Genomic DNA, 18,810 nt, shown 5'->3' on the forward strand with positions numbered 1-18,810 from the left:
AGCGCCTTTTTTAGTGTTTTTTAGTTTAATTGGCTTATTAATAAACTAAAAAATGCTTCTTTGTTGTTGCACGTGTGGGCATTCAAAATAAGTTGCTCGCCTAGTGCTAATGTTTGTTTTTGCACTATAAGACGCGCCTTATCATCACCAATACTATCTATATCGGTTACATGTGCAAGCCCTATGGTGCGCCTAATTAACTCAGCACCACAGTAACCAATGGCGTCTTGTAGCACCCCTTTTATAAAGTATTCACCGTAGCCTGTAACCTTTAGCGCATTATCAGTAGTGTGCTCATTTATAAGCGTAAGCCAATGCTGTTCAAATAAGGTATAGCATTCAACAAGGGTGCTTAATAAGTGGGTTTGGTAATTACGACGAGCCACAAAATCTTCAATATGCCCGTATTGTGCGCAGTAATTTAAAAGTAAATTGCCAATAAAAGAGCCAATATCGAACCCAGCAGGACCAAAAAAACCAAACTCAGGATCGATCATCTTTGTATTATTACAATCAACAAAAATACTGCCGCTATGCATATCACCATGGAGTAATGTTTGCGGGTTAGATAAAAAATTAGCTTTTAATTTTGCTATTTCTAACTTTAATGCGCTGTTTTTGTGTATTGCATCAACTTCGCTTTGTAGTTGCTTTGGGTAGTTATTGCGTTCGTGCTCAATGTACGGATCGCTAAAAAATAAGTCTTCAGTGATTTGGCAAAGCTCAGGATTAGTGAATTGGCTAACGAGTGCTTTTTTAGTTTGTGCGGTTAAATAATAATCTGAATTATAAAAGCCAGTATGACTTAAGTAGGTAGCTACGTGCTGCGCCAATTTAGGAAATTGCTCTGCATTATTTTGTGCAGTACGCAGTATTTGTAAATTACCTAAATCTTCTAAAATAGTCAGCGCTTGCATTTCACTATAATGTAAAACCCTAGCAGTATAAGTTGGGCAAATAGCGCCATGATTAAGCAAAACTTGTGCTTCTATACGGGCTCTATCAAGTGTTAATGGCCACGACTCACCCACGCAACGCGCGTAAGGCAGAGCTTGCTTTAAAATAACGCTATTATTTTGCTCATCAGTAACTCTAAATACTAAATTAAGATTGCCATCACCAAACTCATATGCCGATAAGGCTTGTCCGGGAGCAAAAAAATTACATTGTTTAGATTCAATTAATGTCGATACATAATCGATAGCGCGCTGTGCATTAAAAGCAACATAGTTAGTCATGGTTTAAATCTCAAAAATCAGCTTTTAAGCATTCTATACCTTTAAATATTTAGATGTCTACAAGTCCAACTTGAGAGTTATTCAAAGTGGTGTAAAATAACGTTACGCATTTTTAATACCTTAAGCATTATGCAAAATTTAATCGCAAGCAGTGTAAAATACGAAAACGGGTCGCTTAGTGTGCTCGACCAATATTTACTACCTCACCAGCAGGTATGGCATCAATGCCATGATGTAGAAACCATGAAAGAGCTGATCATTAGTTTAAAAGTGCGTGGAGCTCCACTTATTGGTTTAAGCGCGAGCTTGTTAGTGGCGTATTTAGCTGAGCAAGGGGTAGTTAAAGGTGAGCTTGAAAAAGCAATCAATGAGCTAGAAGCCACTCGCCCAACGGCGGTTAATTTAATGCATTGTATGGCTGCATTGCGTAAAGCTTTAACGCAAAGCGATTATGTTGCCGGTATTGTTACCACAGCCGAGCGGTTGTTTATTGAAGATATTGAGCTGTGTGAGCGAATGGCAAGCCGTGGCGCCGAACTTATAAATAGTGGCGACAACATATTAACCCATTGTAATACAGGGGCGCTTGCAACCGCTGGTATTGGTACTGCACTAGGTGTTATTTACAAAGCGCAGCAAAAATATGGCAACGTACATGTGTGGGTTGATGAAACACGACCATTATTACAAGGCGGTCGCTTAACTGCCTTTGAGCTTGAGCGCTGGAAAATACCTTACACTCTAATTTGCGATAATATGGCGGCAAGTTTAATGGCTGCAGGTAAGGTGGATAAAATAGTGGTAGGGGCTGATCGTATTGCTGCCAATGGTGATTTTGCCAATAAAGTGGGCACCTATAATTTAGCCGTACTTGCGTATTTTCATAACATTCCATTTTATGTAGTTGCGCCTATTACCACGCTTGATACCAACACCGCGTGTGGTAATGATATAGAAATAGAGCAACGTAATCCTCAAGAAGTGCGCGGAGTTAGCGGTAGCTTTGGTGAGGCTTTATGGGCGCCCACTAATGCTAATGTGTATAACCCTGCATTTGATATAACGCCGGCAAAACTGGTCACAGGGTGGGTGTTAGATACGGGTGTGTATAACCAGCAACAAGTATTAATGGGTAAACTTAAAGAGCTAACTCAATAATATGCGACTGAATTCTGAAAGAAACTCAGAGGTACTATTTAGGTAGTTGGGGTAGGCTTTTTCTATTGATTTCAAGTCGCTCCCTGCTACCAGAAGCACGTTATTGTGAGTTTGTTTTTCTTGTTCGGCGTAATGTGTTAGAGCTTCTTGCTTTTTATTCTCTGCATATAAAAAGACTCGACCCATTTGTGTTTCTGTGTTGTGAACGAGTAAAGCAAAGCCTGTATCTTTCGATTTATTTTTAATTTCGTCAACTTGGAATGCGCGATTAAATGCATCAAGCTTATGAAATGCGGCTAGCTTTTTATTTAGTGCCGAAAGCTCATCAACAAAGGCCTGCGATTGTTGTGAACTTAATTGATTTGAACCATCTTTGACTGCAAGAAACTCACCCATGATAAAAAATAATCGCTTCCAATCTGTGTCGGCTGCTTGGGGATTAGTTTTTAGTGTTTCTTTTTCAATAATATCTACAATTTCAACAGTAGTAGCCCAAAGGTGCTGAAGCCTAGTGCGCAACTGAACTTCAATTTGAAAGCCTTTATAATCGTGAGATTCTAAATTGTTATAACTTTTATAAACACGATGAATACCTCTGTAGCCCGTCGCTTTTGGGTTTTCAATATAATCATATGACTTAACGCTATGAACAGCTCTACTCGAGTCTAAACTTGCGTTGAGTTGATATAGATGCTCTAGATTATCTAAGATTACTCGGCAGCCACCTATATCGTGCATTCGCTTCAGATTTATTGCGTTTTCACTTTTACCATCTAACGAGGCTCTTTGTAACTTATCTATAATAGTTGGCAAGCGCTTTAAGCGTCTAACTATAGTCGCCGACTCTAGCAAATGAAGCTTTTTTACATGTTTCCATACGAGGTTTTTAATAATAGTCAGCGGATATAAATGTGCTGCACGATAGTTCTGTACAACCTCTATTGCAAAGTCAAAATCACCTTCATTTTTACGAAAAATACGACCAGCCTTTTCAACTTGCTTACGTGAGTAGGCTAGTTGTTGTTTAGACTTTTGATATTGTTCGTTCACCATTAGAAAGTTACTCTTTATCAGCTGCATTGCTAAAATAATATTACAGAGTTAAGTGATTGAAGTCATCCTGCAAATAGCATAAATACGCTTATAGAAAATATAGTTTAGGCATGCGTGCACTGAGCTTTATTAATCGAGCAAGGGAAATTGCTCTGCAATAGACGAGTCAGTACTTTTTGCTACCCAGCCCTCTGTATTGTTAAATAAGCGAATGGCAGTAAATTCAGGGTCGCTTCCCATATCAAACCAATGCGGGGTAAGTTCAGGCACTGAAATTAAATCGCCTTGTTGGCAAAGTACCTGATAAACCTTATTGCCTAAATGTAGGCAAAATAATCCTTGGCCTTTTACAAAAAAACGTACTTCGTCTTCACTATGAGTATGTTCAAATAAAAACTTTTTGCGCAGCTCTGATGCGCCAAGATTACCTTTAGCTAGAGATATAACGTCTACTGTTTGATAGCCATTTTCAGTTTTTAACCGATCTATATCGTTTTTGTACGCACTAATAATTTGCTCATGGGTGGTGTGCTCATTAATATCTGCATTTGCTTGCCACTGTTCAAAACGTACGTTTACTTTAGCTAGTTGCTTTGCAATATCATCAGCATTTGATGTGCTTACAAGTGCTTTGTTTGCATTGTCGTCGGCATACACTGTTAATTGGCTCATACTAATTGCTCCAATTTAAATTGGCTAAAGTCATTAATATAAGGATGTGTTTTGGTGTTTGCTTGTCCATCACGAATTAAATGTAATGTTTTTATGCCCGCAGCTTGCGCGGCGTCAAGCTCGCCGGCTACATCACTTAAAAAGAGTATTTCTGCTGCTTTAAACGGTAACAACTCAACAATAGTGTTATAGGCTGTTTGCTCTTGTTTTGCGCCAACTTTGGTGTCAAAAAAGTCAGTAAATAAGCTGCGAATGTCGCCATAATCACTGTATTTAAAAAGTAGCTGCTGCGCTTTTACCGACCCTGACGAGTACACATATAAAGTAATGTCGTTGTTGTGTTGAGTTTGTAAAAAATCAAATGCATCTGGGTATAAATGACCCTTAAAATCACCGTGTTCATACCCTGTTTGCCAAATTAAGCCTTGTAACTGCTTAAGTGGAGTGATTTTTTTATCTTCATCAATCCAGGTAAGTAAAGTGCTAATGACTTCTTCTATATCGGCGTTTGGCTTTTCGATAAGCGCTTTTACGGCACTAATTTGCTCGGCTACATCCGGTTTATTAGCATTAGCACGTATAAAGGTAGGTAATTGTTTTGCCGCGTAAGGAAACAACACCTCTTTAACAAATGAGATGCGGGTTATTGTGCCTTCGATGTCGGTTAAAATGGCTTTAATCATTTAGTTACTCCCGCTTGAATACCTATTATTTTTAGGCGCTCTAGTTCGCAGCTAAATAAAAATTCTAAGGCTTCTAGGTGGCGGCGAACTTCATCAATATTGCGCCCTACTGCATATAAGCCATGACCACGTATCAGTACGCCGTGCTCTATCGGCGTATGTAAGTGATGGTCACTGACCAGCAGGCTTAATCGGTCAATATCTTGATCGTTATCGAAAATAGGAATGCTCAGCGTTTCTAAATGCGAAGTAAAGCCGCTCAGTGCTTTTTGCATTTCATAGCCTGTTAAATCAAGCTGATGCCTTTGGGTAATTTGCGACAGTACGGTGGCGGCTACAGAGTGAGTATGCAAAACACACTGTGCATCAGGTATAAGCTGATACAAACTTAGGTGTAATTGTGTTTCTGCCGATGGCTTTACAGCTCCAGCTAGGCGCTCGCCTTGGTGATCTAATTGCAAAAAATGCTCTTGCGTAAGTGAGCCTTTATCGTGCCCACTTGCTGTAACAACAAAGCCAGTGCTAGTACGAGCTGAAAAGTTTCCACCTGTTGCGGGTACCCAGCCTTTTTGGCTAACCCATTTTCCGGCTTCAATAAGTTGTGAAATAGCGGTATTGTTTTGCATACATTCCTCACTAATGAGCGTAAAGTTAATTGTTTTTAGACGGCTATACTTCTGTTTTAAGCAATGATAGCATCGCTTTAAGCGCAAAACCATCATTAAGGGCATCACGTGTTTGAAAGTAAATTACCAAATTTAGGCGTTAGTATATTTAGCCAAATGAGCGGGTTGGCTAATGAGTTTTCGGCAATTAATCTCTCTCAAGGCTTTCCTGAGTTTGATGCTCCTGATCTTTTAAAAACGCAGTTAAATTATTATGTGCAGCAGGGCGTTAATCAATATTCACCTTCAAGTGGTGTACCACGATTACAGCAACAAATTGCTGATTTAGCAAAGCGCAAATATGCAGCTGATATAAACGCAGCTGATCAAGTGACTGTTACCTCAGGTGCAACAGAGGCATTGTTTGTGGCTATTCAAACAATTGTGCGCCCAAGTGATGAAGTGATTGTATTTGACCCTGCATATGACTCTTACCAACCTGCAATTGAACTTGCTGGTGGAAAGTCGGTACACATTGCTTTAAGTGCGCCTAACTACACCATTGATTGGCAAGTAGTGAGCCAAGCAATTACTAAAAATACCCGTGCAATTATTATTAATACGCCTCATAACCCAAGCGGTAAAATATTACAGCCACAAGATATAAAAGCGCTTAAAGAGTTAGTTGGTACTCACAATTTGTATGTAATAAGCGATGAGGTATATGAACACATTATGTTTGATCAGCAACCGCATTTAAGCGTATTACGCGATGATGAATTATTTGCCAAAAGCTTTGTTGTATCGAGTTTTGGTAAAACGTTTCACAGCACGGGCTGGAAAATGGGTTACTGTATTGCACCTGCAGATTTAGCTGTCGAATTTAGAAAAATTCATCAGTACGTTACGTTTTCAAGTTTTACCCCCGCACAGCATGCGCTTGCTGATATCCTCGAGCAGCAAGGCGAGCATATCGATGAGCTAAGTGGGTTTTATCAGCAAAAACGCGACTTATTAGCGAGCCATTTAAGTAACAGCCGTTTTAAAATTTTACCTAGCCAAGGCACTTACTTTTTATTGTTAGATTACAGCGATGTATCGGATTTAAACGATGTTGATTTTTGCCACTGGTTAGTTGAGCAAGCAGGTGTTGCGGCTATTCCGTTAAGTGTTTTTTATCAAAACCCACCAACCGATAAAGTAATTCGCTTATGCTTTGCTAAAAACGACAACACTCTCATAGAGGCTGCGCAAATATTATGTCAACTTTAACCATTACAGCATTGCAAAGCTCGCTTTATTGGCTTGATAAAGACGCTAATTTAGCCATGTTTAATAAACAGCTTGACGCAATTACGCATCAGCCCGATCTTATTTTACTGCCAGAAACATTCTCGACTGGCTTTGCTATTAATTTAGATTGTGCAGAGCCCGAAAATGGTAAAGTACTGACTTGGTTAAAAGCGCAGGCTCATAAACATAATGCGGTTATTGCCGGTTCGGTACTTGTTGCACAAGGCGATAAAAAAGCGAATCGGTTTTATTGGGTAAAGCCCGATGGTGAAGTGAGTTATTACGATAAACGCCATTTATTTCGCTTAGGCAGCGAGGGCGATTACGTTGTAGCAGGGCAAGCGCGCAAAGTTTTTGAAATCAACGGTTTTAAACTATTACCACAGGTGTGTTACGACCTGCGCTTTCCGGTATTTCAACGTAATAATAACGACTACGATGTAATGATAAACGTAGCAAACTGGCCTGCTGTGCGCCGCCATATTTGGGATACGTTACTTATGGCGCGTGCAATGGAAAACCTATGCTACGTAGTAGGCGTTAATCGTGTGGGTGACGACGGTAATGGTGCCTTGCACAATGGCGGTACAGCGGTATACGACTTTAAAGGCGATGCATTAACTAAAGCGCAAGATAACACCGAGCAGCTAGTTACAATAACACTTGAAAAAGCACCACTGGATGAGTTTAAAGCAGCGTTTCCTGCCTATTTAGATGCAGACCCTTTTACATTAATATAGACACGTTAATTTAGCGCAGAGCCAATAAAGTGTTAAAATAGTCGCTGATATTTTTGTTGGCGGCTAATATACATTATGAACACTTTAATCACTCCTGTAATTTTAGCTGGTGGCATAGGCTCTCGCTTGTGGCCGCTTTCTCGCCAAGCAATGCCTAAACAATTTTTACCACTACTAAATGAAAACACGTCATTGCTACAAAGTACGTTGGCGCGTGTTTCTAATGAGTTGTTTGATAATGCTATTTTAGTGTGTAATGAGCAGCACCGATTTATTGCCGCCGAGCAGGCTGAAAGCTCAATTCCTACTGCATTATTACTCGAACCCAAAGGTAAAAATACCGCGCCTGCCATCGCATTAGCCGCCCACTATGCATTGCAAAATGGGATTACCGGCCCGCTATTAGTGATGCCTGCCGATCATCATATTGAAAACTTTGATGTATTAACGGCTAAGCTCCCTGAAGCTGTAAAACTTGCTGAGCAAGGAAAGCTAGTTACATTTTCTATTACTCCTACAAAACCGCATACTGGCTATGGCTATATAAAACAAGGCGCGGCTATTGCTGGAACGGGTTGTTACGATGTTGCACAATTTAAAGAAAAGCCTGACTTAGATACAGCGAACCGTTATTTAACCCAAGGTGGTTATAGCTGGAATAGCGGGATGTTTTTATTTACCCCCGCAGCCTATTTAAAAGAGCTAGAGCGGTTTGCGCCAAAAATAGCAACGAGTGTTGCTGCAGCGGCGCAATTTACTAAAGATTTAGGGTTTACCCGCCCAAGCAACAGTGCGCTTGAGCACTGCCCAAGCGATTCAATTGATTACGCCATTTTAGAGCGCAGTAATAACGTAGTTGTTATGCCTGTTGATTTAAAATGGAGTGATGTAGGTAGTTTTTCATCCCTTGATGCGCTTACAAAAAAAGATAAAAGCGGTAATAGTTTAAACGCTAATTATATGGCTCAAAAAAGTACTAATAACTTAGTTATTAACGAGGCTGAACACACTATTGCCATGCTTGGAGTAAGCAATTTAGCAATTATTCATACTCATGATGCCACGTTAATTGCAAACCAAAATGAGCTAGATTCTCTGCCTTTGTTGCTTAAGAAAATTGCTACAACACAGGCTGATAAACTTAATCATCATCAAGTGGTTTTTCGCCCGTGGGGGAATTACCGTACTTTGGTTGAAGGCATTGGCTTTAAAGTTAAGAAAATTACTGTTAACAGCGGTGCTAAGCTTTCGACGCAGCGCCATCAGCATCGTGCTGAACATTGGGTTGTGGTTTCGGGTATTGCAGATGTGTGTATTAATGAGCAAGCGTATACGCTAACGCACGACCAATCGTGTTATATCGCCGCAAAACAAATTCATAGCTTGGCTAATAATCAAAAAGAGCCGTTAATTGTCATTGAAGTGCAAACCGGTGCTGTACTTGATGAAAGCGATATAGAGCGATTTGATGATAAATATGGAAGAGGCTAATAATTAGCTATTTTAAAGCTAATTCACTATTACTCTAACTGCCCACGCACAAACTTTAAATATTGCTCTAAGCTGCGTTGCCACAGATCTAGCGCTTCATCAAGCATGTCGTTATGTGGCTTTTTATCGAGTAAACGGCGCTCTATTTTTTTAAGCTCAATACCATAGCGATTAAAACCAAGTTGCAGAGCGGTACTTGCTTGGCGATGTAAAAGCTTAATGCATTGCTCTGGTTGTTGATCAATAAGCTTTTGACAGCGAATTAGCTTGTTACGCGCCGAAAGCACAAACTCATTATAAATCGACGATACTTCATCTTCACTAAACGAGCTGGTGAGTGTTTCGGCCGCTGTTTTGTCATACAACGTATCAATAAGCTCTACTGCAATACTCGCAGTTTGATTAGATTGAGAGTCGCTAAGTGCTTGGCGAAGCTTTTCGTGCTTAATAGGCTTGCCTACAATGTCTTTTATTCCTAATTCTAAATACTCTTTTACTTCGTCAGGGCTAAGGCTTGCAGTAAATGCGAGTACTGGAGTTCGTTGATTTTTATGATCAATGCGTTTTAGACGTTTAAGTACTTCTTGGCCTGTTAAATCAGGTAGGTTCATATCAAGCAAAACAACATCGAAGTGGTGAGCTTGCATGAGCTCTATGGCGCTTTTCCCATCTTTTGCGAGCTTAATTTTGTGCTCATCGTCGGCCATAAATTCTATAGCAATTTTTTGATTTAAATCTAAATCTTCAACCAGTAGTACATCAAGACCTGTTAAGTAATCTTTAGTTTGATGGCGCTGCTCTACAAGGCTTAATTCACCTAAAGTAAAAGTAACGGTAAAGCTAAATACACTACCAGTACCAAGCTGGCTGGCTATTTCGAGTCGGCTACTGAGCTTTTCAAGCAGGCGACTGGTAATAGCTAAACCAAGGCCGGTTCCGCCTTTTTCTTTTCCTGCACTACTTTGTACATAAGGTTCTGTTAAGTAGGCTATCTCATCATTTTCTATACCTGGCCCTGAATCTTTTACACTAATTTTTATAGTGTGCTCAAGTTGCTTTTCTAATACTAAATCAACCTGAATTTTAACGGTTCCGTGGTCTGTAAACTTAATGGCATTACCCACTAAATTAATAATTATTTGCCTAAGTTTTTGCTGGTCGCAGTAATAACAGGCTTGCTCAGGAATATTACATATTAGTTCAAACTTGAGTTGCTTTTGCTCGGCGAGAGGACTGAGTAATAAGCATAAATTATTAAGCCATGTTTTAAACTCTACATCTTCTTCGTAAAGCGCTTCGTCACTTTGATCTAGGCTCGCGTAATCAAGGACCTTATCTACCAATAAGTTAAGTGATTCGGCAGAATTTATAATCGCTTCGCAATAGGCTTTATTGCGGGTATCACTTGTTTGGTTCATAACAAGTTGGGCGCTACCTAAAATACCGTTTAGCGGGGTGCGAATTTCGTGACTTATAGTTGATAAAAAGAGCCCGCGTATTTCTAAATCTTTTTGTGCTTTATCGGCGAGTTTATTGAGGTGCTGCTCTCTGCGCTCATTACATAATAACGCCATACCTGCAGCATAAAACATGGGTGCAATTACGCCATTTAAAAATAGCAAAGAGCTAAACCAGCCGTTTACTAAAAGATTTTTTTGTTCAATGTTATCCATAAATAACGAGCGGCCAATAAAGCTTAAAGCAACAAGCGTTAAAATGGTTATGTATACAATACTGCCATTAGGATAGGGTTTGCGTGCACACTTAATAAATATAAACAGTAAAAAACCGGCTTCTGCTATGTGTTGTATATCGGATGCAATCACTCTTTCGTGTAAAGATGGGTCAAAAAAGGTGTAATAGCCAAGCATTACAGTGCAAAAAGCGGTCACTGAGCAGAGTAATTTAAAACCAATACCGCGATAATTTAAAAACTGACTAAGTGAAAGGCAGTGCACTATTGATGCGGCAAACATCATGCTACTGGCAGCGCTAATAATTACTAAATTATGTGTATCACCAACAAGAGTAAAGCCAATAACAGAGCCTAATAGCAATATGGGATAGAAAATGTATAGCAGCGTGCCCGATATTTGTTTGTTTGTTCGCCATGTCAAAAAGTTAAGTAAGGTCATTACGACCATGATGGCGATGCTGGCAAAGTAAAGAGTGAAGGAGTCGAGCATTAATATTCCAGCAAAGTAGCTATTAAACTAAAGTTATCAAAAGTATACACTTATACCAATCCTCAAAACAGATTACTTAATTAAGCGAATTGTTATTAGATAAGTATATAGCACATACAAAAACAGACACCTAAGTGTCTGCTTTTAAATTTAAACTAAATATTTGATTAACGAATTTCATCAGGGATATTTTGTTGTGCCCACGATAGAAGTTCAATACGGTTACGACATTTGGTTTTTCTAAATGCACTGTATAAATGTGTTTTAACAGTATGTGGACTAATACTTAAATCTTCTGCGATCTCTTTATTTTTCGAACCTTTACTCATTAGTGAGATTATTGCTTTTTCTCGCTTAGTAAGTTTAACAGGCTCAATATCACCTTCGGTTAGTTTATGCAGCGCATCTTTATTAAATTGCAGCATACGATTTAATGCATTACACATAATATCGCGACGGTACCAAAGTTGATCTTCAAGTAGTAAGCGAATACCTTTCATTAATACATCGGCGTTATCTGTTGTGTAAAATACGCCACGAATACCGCTTAACAATGCACGATTAGCAAGCTCAGGGTTTTCGTCTAAATTAAATAATATGATATCGCATTTAATACGTAGGTTTACTAGTTGTTCTTTTAGTTTTCCCCATGCATCCTTGCTTGATGTTTCAATAAACAAAAGTCGAGTCCCTTCAGGTATGTCTAAAATATTAGTACCTGTGGTTACGTCAAGGCCTTGCGTTTTTAACAAAGGTTCTAAAACGTTAATACCAATAGTGTTAATTGGCTCTTGATCTAATAACAAAAAGGCTGAACTGCTCATGTTTTTTATACTCTTTTATAAAGCTGACTGACTAAGTTTACCACGACTTCCACACCTTTTGTATTAGAAAATCGCTGATGTACTCAATAACAAATACGATATTACGATTATTTAAACACAAAATGTTGCAAATAAGTAACTATTTATTCTTTATAACTATGAAAAATCATAACATTTGTAACTAATTAATTGAGTGGAACAATTTAATAAAAACTTTTAATTATTTTACTTTTTTTACATTTTGATAAGGTGGCCAGCCCATTTCTTTACCGCCAAGCATGTGTAAATGTATGTGATAAACAGTTTGCCCACCATGTTCGTTACAGTTCATAACTACGCGGTATCCGTCCTCAGCAAAATTATGTTGCTTAGCTAATTTAGCTGCAACTACGTATAAGTTGCCTACTAAATGTGAGTTTTCAGGATTTATATCATTTATAGTAGCAATTGCTTTTTTTGGGATAATTAACACATGAAATGGCGCTTGTGGGTTTATATCTTTAAATGCGAGAGTGTTTTCATCTTCGTAAATAATATCTGCTGGAATTTCACGATTAATGATTTTGGTAAAAATAGTTTCTTGGCTCATAGTGTGCTCCTAATTAAGTGTTGTGAATTTTAAGCTCACTAATGACAAACTTTCAAAGCAGTGTCAAACTGAAATCAAATAAAGGAGTTAATATGCTTAAACCAATTTTAATAAGTAGTGCAGTTGCATTACTACTTAGTTTTTCGGCTAATGCTGAGAATATTCACTTTCCAGAAGAATTTGTACCACTGCAAGTGGGCGATAAAATGCTAGAAAGCTCTTTGTTTAGTCGTATTGATGATGTAGAGCTTGCCCCCGGAACTTATCAGCTTAGGCTAAAGTACACCGATTTATATGAAGATGATTATGACACGCACGAAGTTGTGGAGTCGGAACCATTTTGGGTAAGTGTAACTGTTGAAGCAGGTAAAGATTATACCTTAGTGTTTAATCGTGCTGAAAATGCAGTATCTGCAAAAGTATTTGCAGAGGCACCACAAGTGAGTTTAAAAGCAAAAAGTAGCGCTGTTGCTAAGCCTTTAAGTGTTATTTCTAACACGCAGCTAGCAAGCAATAAACCGGTAATGCAAAATACAATGCCTGCAGGACCTTCACGTCCTAGTCAGCCAATAAAGCCGATAGCACCAATTACAGGTAAAGGCATGCCAAGTGCGCCGCAAATGCTTGATTTTTGGTGGCAACAAGCCACAACTGCAGAGCGTAAAGCTTTTTTAGAAAAAGTAACAAAGTAAAATAACAGAAAAACAAAAGGGCCAAATTTGGCCCTTTTTAGTTTCTAGTTAACACTATTTATTCAAATAGTGCGTCAATAGTACCTTGCGCAAGAGGGTGATACCCAGGGCGTGCTTTTAAGTACACGCTTTGTGCCCAGTCTTTTTTACCGTTAGTGATAAGTGATTTATATAACGGCACAATTAACTTACGACGGCCAATACCTGATAAGTGCTTATTAAGCGCAGGATAAATTGGTTGATAACCATTACCTACTGCTAGCATAAACCAAGCAAACGCACGTTCAGCGTTAGTTGATTGCGTTAGGTTAAATTCACTATCAAGCTCGCTCATTTTCTCTATGCTTAAATCGCGTGGTAAGTTATTTAAAAAGTGTAGCCACTCATGCACAGACCAATCAGCCGTTGGTAGTTGAGCTGCTGTTGTGTCGCCTTTCAACCATGCTGCTGTTGCAGTATCTACTTTATCAAATGCATCAGAAGTAGGGTTTGGCGCATCACTTGGTAAGCCAGGCTCAAAAATCCATTCGTTTACTTTATCCATACTTACAACACCAGGGTACTTCTCAATTAAGTTAGCTTTTAAGTAAGTAACAAATTGCGCGGTAGTAAGTGATTTAAACGAAAATTCTTTAAAGTATGCTTTTACAAACGGGTCAAACTTATCGCGGCCATATTTATTTTCTAGATAAATTAAAAATAACTGACCTTTAGTGTAAGGCACTGAACTGAATGCATCGTCTGGGTCGCGGCCATTAAGCTTTAAATTAAGGCGTGTATCTGGTGCATCAATTGTTTTAATTTGTGCGCGTAAAGACGCTGAATCAAGTGCTTGTTCCATAACCGCACGGTCACGACCAAATACTTCTTCCATAATGCGGTTTTCAACGTACGAGGTAAAACCTTCGTTTAACCATAAATCTTCCCACGTTGCGTTAGTTACTAAGTTACCTGACCAAGAATGAGCAAGCTCATGGGCAATAAGGTTAACTAAGCTTTTATCACCAGCAACAACCGTTGGAGTTATAAACGATAAGCGTGGATTTTCCATGCCACCAAACGGAAAACTTGGCGGTAGCATTAATAAGTCGTAGCGACCCCATGCATATTCGCCGTACATAGCGTTTGTTTTGTCGATCATGGCTTGGGTGTCGTCAAATTCAGCAACTGAGGCATCTAAAATTGTAGGCTCAGCAAATATGCCCGTTTGGTGCGACATTGCTTTAAATTCTAAGTTACCTGCACCAATAGCAATTAGGTAAGGTGAAATTGCTTGTGGCATATCAAAAATGTAGTCGCCATCTTTATAAAGCGCATCTTTGTTGTCGGCACTCATTACAGCACGTATATCTTTTGGTGTATGAATTCGTGCAGAGTAAGTTACACGCATTGCGGGTGTATCTTGCACTGGGATCCAACTACGTGCATGAATTGCTTGCGATTGGCTGTACATAAATGGATGCGTTTTACTTGCCGTTTGCTCTGGTGTTAACCATTGCAGGCCAGATGCTTCTGGACGACTGTTGTAGTAAATACGAACTACTTCAGCTTGGTTTTTAAACACAATAGTAAGCTTTGAACCTTTAACGTCATCTCGCTTAGCTAAATCAAAAGTCGCCTTTTTCCAGTTACCACTTTGATCTTTGTACATTACTTTATCAATGTCTAAGTCGCGGGTATCAAGTACAAGCGTTCTACTTTTGCTGTTGTTCCACTGAAGAGTATGCTCCACAAAACCTTCTAACTGCTTGTCGGCAAAGTCGACATCTAAATCAAGGTTTAAGTGAGTAGTAACAACATCATCAAGGTTAGCATACGAGTTTTGGTCAATCGCATTAGCCATTGCTTGCGAACACATACCCGCCATAGCGAGGCTTAAAAAAAGAGGTTTAATTTTCATCATTACTCTGAACACAAATAAAAAAGTGCTGGTTTTATATCACGATTGACACGGTGGGTTGAGTGATTTTTACAATCTAGTGCCACATTTGCGACGATGAGGTAAACTATTGCGATTAGTTACCGGTATTTTTAGAGAGCTTTGTGGCGCATTCATTACACTCCTTACATACATTCGCATTAAACAGCCAATGCCAAAATTTTGTTGAAATTACTCAGCTTGAGCAACTTAAAACGCAAAGTTTTAGTGCACCGTTTTGTTTGCTAGGCGAGGGCAGTAATACCGTATTTTTAAATGACTACATGGGTACGGTTATAAAAATAGCCTTAAAAGGTATTAAAATTACCGAGCGTGAGAGCGACACACTAATTAGTATTGCTGCAGGCGAAAACTGGCATCAACTAGTCAGTTATTTATTAGAGAAAAAGATACCCGGGCTTGAAAATCTAGCACTTATACCGGGCACTGTGGGTGCATCGCCGGTACAAAATATTGGTGCTTATGGCGTTGAGATAGCTAAATTTATTGAGTTGGTAGAGTACTTTGATATAACTACTAAAACTATGCACTCACTAAATAACGAGCAATGTGAATTTGCTTACAGAGACTCAATATTTAAAAATGCTCTCAAAAATAAAGCGGTGATCACGCAAGTGCATTTAGCGCTCCCAAAAAAATGGCAACCAGTATTAAGTTATGGCCCCCTGCAGCAGCTAGATATTATTACTCCGCAAGCAGTATTCGATCAGGTTATAAAAACGCGCAATAGCAAATTACCTAACCCATATACACTTGCCAATGCGGGTAGCTTTTTTAAAAACCCAATAATAACCAACCAGCAGTTAGCTGAACTATTAAAGCAATTTGCAGATTTACCTCATTACGAATATGGGCAAAGTCATCACAAGGTCGCGGCAGGTTGGCTAATCGATCAAAGTGGTTTAAAAGGGCACCGCGAGGCCGGTATAGAAGTGCATCAACAACAAGCATTAGTACTTGTTAATCACGGAAATAGTGAAGGTGGTGACCTAATAAATATGATTAAACACATTCAGCAAGTGGTTTATACACGTTACAACATTATGCTAGAACACGAGGTACGTTTAATAGATGCGCGCAGCGAATGCCATATTAACGCGGAGCCTGAGCAATGAAAGCACCTGATGGAAACAAACTCGCTATTTTAAATGCACTTAACCAAGGGGGCTTTGTATCTGGCCAAGGCTTGGGTGAAAAGCTAGGAATTAGCCGAGCTGCGGTGAGTAAACATATCAAAACGTTACAAGAAATGGGCTTGGATATTTTTAAAGTGACTGGCAAAGGCTACTGTTTGAATAGTCAGGTGGGCCTTTTAAATAAAACACAAATTGATCAGCACTACAAAGCGCTAGGTGCTAATACTGCCGATGTAGAAGTACACCCTATTATTGATTCGACCAACAGCGAGCTTATGCGCCGTATACAGGCTAAAACAGCGCTTGAGTCTGGTGCTGTTATTGTTGCTGAAATGCAGCAAGCAGGGCGCGGCCGACGCGGCCGTGTTTGGCAATCCCCATTTGGCGCTAATCTGTATTACAGTTACTTTTGGCGCTTAGATGACGGGCTTCAAGCTGCAATGGGTGTATCAATTGCGGTAGGCCTTGCTGTTTATGATGCAATTAAAGCGTTATACCAAATTGACGTAGAGCTTAAATGGCCTAACGATATTTATATAAATAAACAAAAACTTGCAGGTGTATTGGTTGAATTAGATGGGCAACCGCAAGGACCTTGTCAGTTAGTGATTGGTATAGGTATTAATTTACAAATGCCTGAGAGTTTTAGCCAACATATAGACCAAGCGTGGACCGACTTAAATCAACATACTCAAAAGCTTGATAAAAACCAGCTGGTGGCGTCACTTACTTATCATTTAGAGCAGCGTTTAGTGCAGTATCGTCAAACTGGCTTACAAGATATGTATGAGCAATGGAATTCGCTTAATGCGTTTGCTGGCGATTATGTTGAGCTAAATACAGGGCACCGAAGCTGGCGTGGAATATGCGAAGGTATTGACCCACAAGGTGGAATACGAATTCGCCAAGATGGTGAAGTAAAAAGTTATTACGGTGGTGAAGTCTCCCTCAGAAAGGCGCAAGTATGAGATTACTGATCGACGTAGGAAATACATCACTAAAAGCTGTGCTGTGGCATAACGAGCAAGCACAACCAGCAGATATAAATAACCTACCTTGGTTACAAATAACCGAAGTGATTTATGCGTGCGTAGGGCGCAGTGATTTACTAAATGATATTCTCGTGCAAGCGGCTAGTAATAATATTACTAGCTTTGAGGCCAAGGTAACCAAAACGCTTGGAGATCTTGTATGCGCTTACGAGCATGTGGGTAACTTAGGCATAGACAGGTGGCTTGCGCTTATTGCAGGCTTTACGTTATATCCAAACACAGTATGTATTGTTGTTGATGCGGGTACTGCGACAACAATTGATGTGCTCAATAGTGAAGGCCTACATTTAGGTGGCTGGATTTTACCCGGGCTTGATTTAATGACCTCATCGCTTACACAAAACACCCAACGTGTTTTTGATGACGGTAAAACACCGTTTACTAATGAATTGGGTAAAAACACGCCAAATGGTTTAAAAAACGGTGCCTTAGTGGCAACCATCGGGGCAATTGAGCAAGCTAAGCTGAATTTAACGGCTCAAAAAACAGAACAAGCAACACAAATTATTTTTGCTGGTGGCTATGGCTCACTATTGCAGCAGCAATTTGCAGGAAGTATTTTTGATTCATTGCTCGTAATGAAGGGATTGAATTATTGGTACGAATTAACCGAAACAGTATAAAAAAGTGCAAAAAACGCGTTTTCGCGTGAATATTGAGCATTTAAACTAAAAATTTACACTTTTTTTAATTTTATTGTTGCATCCCAATAAACCTTACTCTAATATCTCGCCCCGTACTAAAGCAGTGCCGACTTAGCTCAGCTGGTAGAGCAACTGACTTGTAATCAGTAGGTCAACCGTTCGACTCGGTTAGTCGGCACCACTTTCCTTTTACCGGAAGTGAATTAGTAGAGAATTATCGTGGAGGGGTTCCCGAGCGGCCAAAGGGATCAGACTGTAAATCTGACGGCTCAGCCTTCGCTGGTTCGAATCCAGCTCCCTCCACCACTTTATTCTTGACGGTTAGAGGTAGTTTAAGAACAGATTTTTATGCGGGCATCGTATAATGGCTATTACCTCAGCCTTCCAAGCTGATGATGCGGGTTCGATTCCCGCTGCCCGCTCCAGTTCTTGTGTTGCTGATATAGCTCAGTTGGTAGAGCGCACCCTTGGTAAGGGTGAGGTCGGCAGTTCGACTCTGCCTATCAGCACCAGTCCTAAGAATCTCCTTGATTACTTCCTTTATCTGTCAGAAAATACTATTTGAAAAAATTAACTTAATCTACCTCTGGTGGATTATTTTCATATGTAATTTAGATACACAAAACTGATAGGTTCCGTCATGGCAAAAGAAAAGTTTGAACGCGTAAAACCGCACGTAAACGTTGGTACAATTGGCCACGTTGACCACGGTAAAACTACACTAACTGCAGCAATCACTAACGTACTTGCAAAAGTATACGGCGGTGTTGCTAAAGATTTCGCATCAATCGACAACGCTCCAGAAGAGCGCGAAC

Annotated in this window: 18 protein-coding genes and 4 tRNA genes; 13 read left to right on the forward strand and 9 right to left on the reverse strand. The window is 39.6% G+C overall.

Translation table 11 applies throughout. The features are described from left to right. Nucleotides 1-20: 20 nt before the first annotated feature. On the reverse strand, nucleotides 21-1,238 hold the full coding sequence (gene mtnK, locus I6E82_RS17540; protein ID WP_197118387.1) for an S-methyl-5-thioribose kinase: 1,218 nt from the start codon (nucleotides 1,236-1,238) through the stop codon (nucleotides 21-23). A gap of 129 nt (nucleotides 1,239-1,367) precedes the next feature. On the opposite strand from mtnK, the gene mtnA reads away from it, so the two are divergent. After that, entirely contained in the window at nucleotides 1,368-2,396 is a 1,029-nt protein-coding gene (gene mtnA, locus I6E82_RS17545) for an S-methyl-5-thioribose-1-phosphate isomerase (protein ID WP_197118388.1), read from the forward strand. Here the strand turns inward: mtnA and I6E82_RS17550 are convergent. From I6E82_RS17550 to I6E82_RS17565, 4 genes are all read right to left on the reverse strand, one after another. Further along, complete coding sequence (locus I6E82_RS17550; protein WP_007579871.1) at nucleotides 2,385-3,449, reverse strand: RelA/SpoT domain-containing protein; 1,065 nt, start codon at nucleotides 3,447-3,449, stop codon at nucleotides 2,385-2,387. The two genes, mtnA and I6E82_RS17550, sit on opposite strands and share 12 nt — an antisense overlap. Before the next feature lie 129 nt (nucleotides 3,450-3,578). After that, entirely contained in the window at nucleotides 3,579-4,121 is a 543-nt protein-coding gene (locus I6E82_RS17555; RefSeq protein WP_197118389.1) for a 1,2-dihydroxy-3-keto-5-methylthiopentene dioxygenase, read from the reverse strand. Further along, a complete protein-coding gene (mtnC, locus tag I6E82_RS17560; RefSeq protein WP_197118390.1) occupies nucleotides 4,118-4,804 on the reverse strand; it encodes an acireductone synthase in 687 nt (228 codons plus the stop codon). Before mtnC ends, I6E82_RS17555 begins: the two co-directional genes overlap by 4 nt. Beyond that, the gene (locus I6E82_RS17565; protein WP_024589460.1) at nucleotides 4,801-5,430 is read right to left on the reverse strand and encodes a methylthioribulose 1-phosphate dehydratase; all 630 of its coding nucleotides are present in this window, start codon (nucleotides 5,428-5,430) and stop codon (nucleotides 4,801-4,803) included. Before I6E82_RS17565 ends, mtnC begins: the two co-directional genes overlap by 4 nt. Before the next feature lie 108 nt (nucleotides 5,431-5,538). On the opposite strand from I6E82_RS17565, the gene I6E82_RS17570 reads away from it, so the two are divergent. The 3 genes from I6E82_RS17570 to I6E82_RS17580 all read left to right on the forward strand — a co-directional run bounded on the left by I6E82_RS17570 (nucleotide 5,539) and on the right by I6E82_RS17580 (nucleotide 8,933). Further along, entirely contained in the window at nucleotides 5,539-6,681 is a 1,143-nt protein-coding gene (locus I6E82_RS17570) for a methionine aminotransferase (RefSeq protein ID WP_197118391.1), read from the forward strand. Beyond that, nucleotides 6,669-7,442, forward strand: coding sequence for an amidohydrolase (locus I6E82_RS17575; protein ID WP_197118392.1), 774 nt, complete (start codon nucleotides 6,669-6,671; stop codon nucleotides 7,440-7,442). Before I6E82_RS17570 ends, I6E82_RS17575 begins: the two co-directional genes overlap by 13 nt. A 75-nt stretch (nucleotides 7,443-7,517) precedes the next feature. After that, nucleotides 7,518-8,933 (forward strand): mannose-1-phosphate guanylyltransferase/mannose-6-phosphate isomerase, encoded by a 1,416-nt coding sequence (locus tag I6E82_RS17580; protein ID WP_197118393.1) that lies wholly within the window; start codon nucleotides 7,518-7,520, stop codon nucleotides 8,931-8,933. Nucleotides 8,934-8,962: 29 nt separating this feature from the next. Here I6E82_RS17580 and I6E82_RS17585 read toward each other — a convergent pair whose 3' ends face one another. The 3 genes from I6E82_RS17585 to I6E82_RS17595 all read right to left on the reverse strand — a co-directional run bounded on the left by I6E82_RS17585 (nucleotide 8,963) and on the right by I6E82_RS17595 (nucleotide 12,532). Continuing rightward, nucleotides 8,963-11,119 (reverse strand): response regulator, encoded by a 2,157-nt coding sequence (locus I6E82_RS17585; RefSeq protein ID WP_024589456.1) that lies wholly within the window; start codon nucleotides 11,117-11,119, stop codon nucleotides 8,963-8,965. Between the two features lie 167 nt (nucleotides 11,120-11,286). Beyond that, nucleotides 11,287-11,943 carry a helix-turn-helix transcriptional regulator gene (locus I6E82_RS17590; protein WP_004334929.1) on the reverse strand — a complete coding sequence of 219 codons (657 nt, stop codon included), beginning with the start codon at nucleotides 11,941-11,943 and terminating at the stop codon, nucleotides 11,287-11,289. A gap of 220 nt (nucleotides 11,944-12,163) precedes the next feature. Beyond that, a complete protein-coding gene (locus tag I6E82_RS17595) occupies nucleotides 12,164-12,532 on the reverse strand; it encodes a histidine triad nucleotide-binding protein (protein WP_007579887.1) in 369 nt (122 codons plus the stop codon). Nucleotides 12,533-12,624: 92 nt separating this feature from the next. Here I6E82_RS17595 and I6E82_RS17600 point away from each other — a divergent pair, with 92 nt between their 5' ends. Beyond that, entirely contained in the window at nucleotides 12,625-13,224 is a 600-nt protein-coding gene (locus tag I6E82_RS17600) for a DUF2057 domain-containing protein (protein WP_197118394.1), read from the forward strand. A 58-nt stretch (nucleotides 13,225-13,282) separates the two neighbouring features. Here the strand turns inward: I6E82_RS17600 and I6E82_RS17605 are convergent, their stop codons facing one another. Then, nucleotides 13,283-15,124 (reverse strand): M1 family metallopeptidase, encoded by a 1,842-nt coding sequence (locus tag I6E82_RS17605; RefSeq protein ID WP_165723035.1) that lies wholly within the window; start codon nucleotides 15,122-15,124, stop codon nucleotides 13,283-13,285. A 143-nt stretch (nucleotides 15,125-15,267) separates the two neighbouring features. Here I6E82_RS17605 and murB point away from each other — a divergent pair, with 143 nt between their 5' ends. From murB to I6E82_RS17645, 8 genes are all read left to right on the forward strand, one after another. Next, nucleotides 15,268-16,278, forward strand: coding sequence for a UDP-N-acetylmuramate dehydrogenase (gene murB / locus I6E82_RS17610; protein WP_197118395.1), 1,011 nt, complete (start codon nucleotides 15,268-15,270; stop codon nucleotides 16,276-16,278). After that, on the forward strand, nucleotides 16,275-17,267 hold the full coding sequence (birA, locus tag I6E82_RS17615; RefSeq protein WP_165723034.1) for a bifunctional biotin--[acetyl-CoA-carboxylase] ligase/biotin operon repressor BirA: 993 nt from the start codon (nucleotides 16,275-16,277) through the stop codon (nucleotides 17,265-17,267). The genes murB and birA overlap by 4 nt, the downstream gene beginning before the upstream one ends. Next, nucleotides 17,264-17,974, forward strand: a complete 711-nt coding sequence (locus I6E82_RS17620; protein ID WP_197113337.1) for a type III pantothenate kinase — start codon at nucleotides 17,264-17,266, stop codon at nucleotides 17,972-17,974. Before birA ends, I6E82_RS17620 begins: the two co-directional genes overlap by 4 nt. Nucleotides 17,975-18,100: 126 nt before the next feature. Continuing rightward, nucleotides 18,101-18,176 (forward strand) — tRNA-Thr (locus tag I6E82_RS17625). 40 nt (nucleotides 18,177-18,216) lie between these two features. Continuing rightward, nucleotides 18,217-18,301: transfer RNA gene (locus tag I6E82_RS17630), tRNA-Tyr, on the forward strand. Between the two features lie 44 nt (nucleotides 18,302-18,345). Continuing rightward, nucleotides 18,346-18,420 (forward strand) — tRNA-Gly (locus I6E82_RS17635). Nucleotides 18,421-18,431: 11 nt separating this feature from the next. Continuing rightward, a tRNA-Thr gene (locus tag I6E82_RS17640) sits at nucleotides 18,432-18,507 on the forward strand. Nucleotides 18,508-18,635: 128 nt separating this feature from the next. After that, nucleotides 18,636-18,810 (forward strand): GTP-binding protein (locus tag I6E82_RS17645; protein WP_231616946.1); only part of this gene is annotated, 175 nt, incomplete at its 3' end.

The sequence above is a fragment of the Pseudoalteromonas sp. NZS11 genome, from assembly GCF_015864765.1.
GTDB lineage: Bacteria > Pseudomonadota > Gammaproteobacteria > Enterobacterales > Alteromonadaceae > Pseudoalteromonas > Pseudoalteromonas arctica.